Origin of the sequence: Candidimonas nitroreducens (genome assembly GCF_002209565.1) — a bacterium.
In the GTDB taxonomy this organism is placed as follows: Bacteria; Pseudomonadota; Gammaproteobacteria; order Burkholderiales; family Burkholderiaceae_B; genus Candidimonas; species Candidimonas nitroreducens.
The window spans coordinates 1-1,297 of sequence record NZ_NJIH01000028.1 but is presented as its reverse complement, the minus strand read 5'-3'; the positions used below and the strand labels follow the sequence as shown (position 1 = coordinate 1,297).

1 protein-coding gene is annotated in these 1,297 nt (G+C 63.8%); it reads left to right on the top strand.

Annotation, left to right across the window (positions count from 1 at the left end):
• The coding region (locus CEY11_RS24920) for a VCBS domain-containing protein (protein ID WP_198958991.1) at positions 1-1,297 on the top strand (1,297 nt) is incomplete at both ends.

Genomic DNA, 1,297 nt, shown 5'->3' with positions numbered 1-1,297 from the left:
TACCTATACGTACACGATCACCGACGGCGATGGGGACTCGAGCACGGCGACACTGACGATTACCATCAATGGCGCCGACGATGGCGTGATGGTGGATGTGCCGGGGAACCGGGCAGCCAGCACGCCCGATGAAGTGACCACCGATCAGGTGGTGTTCGAGAGTGGCCTGACCGAGGGTTCTGCGACGAACGAGGCAGACACCCAGGTCAACGCCAGCTTCACGGTGAAGGCGCTGGATGGACTGAGCGAGAGCGGGGCGATCACGCTGTCGTACCAGGATGTAGACGGAGTGACGCAGACGAAGGTGTTGAGCCGGGCGGAGGTCGAGGCGCTGGGCGGTACGGCGCAGCACATCGAGACGCAATACGGGACGCTGGATCTCAATGGCTATCACCAGGCGGCAGACGGCACGCTGACGATCGACTACAGCTATGTGCTGACGAAGGCGCCGGAGGTAGCGGGGACGGATGTGTTGGACAAGATCGGTGTGACGGCGGCCGATCGCAACGGGGATGTGGACGATACGAGCAGCATTGCGATCAAGATCGTCGATGATGCGCCCCAGGCCCACGCCGACGCCAGCAGCATTACGGAAGACGCGACGGAAGCCACGGTCAGTGGCAATGTGCTGGAAGATGCGAGCAGCGGAGCCACGCCTGGGCCGGATGATGTGGCCGATACGCAGGGCGCCGACGGCGCGACGGTGACGGGCATCATCAGCAATAACGTCCCGGGCAATACGGCGGATGACAGCGTCAGCGGCGAGTTGACGATCAAGGGTGCGTATGGGACGGTGGTGATCCACGCCGACGGCAGCTACGACTACGCGCTGGACAACAACAACCTGGCCGTGCAGGGGCTGTTGACGACGGAGTCGCTGACCGATACCTATACGTACACGATCACCGACGGCGATGGGGACTCGAGCACGGCGACGCTGACGATTACCATCAATGGCGCCGACGATGGCGTGACGGTGTCGGTTCCGGTGGATGATGCCGCCACCACGCCCGATGGGGTGACCACCGATCAGGTGGTGTTCGAGAGTGGCCTGGCCGAGGGTTCTGCGACGAACGGGGCAGACACCCAGGTCAACGCCAGCTTCACGGTGAAGGCGCTGGATGGGCTGAGCGAGAGCGGGGCGATCACGCTGTCGTACCAGGATGTAGACGGAGTGGCGCAGACGAAGGTGCTGAGCCGGGCGGAGATCGAGGCGCTGGGCGGTACGGCGCAGCACATCGAGACGCAATACGGGACGCTGGAGCTCAATGGCTATCACCAGGCGGCAGACGGCACG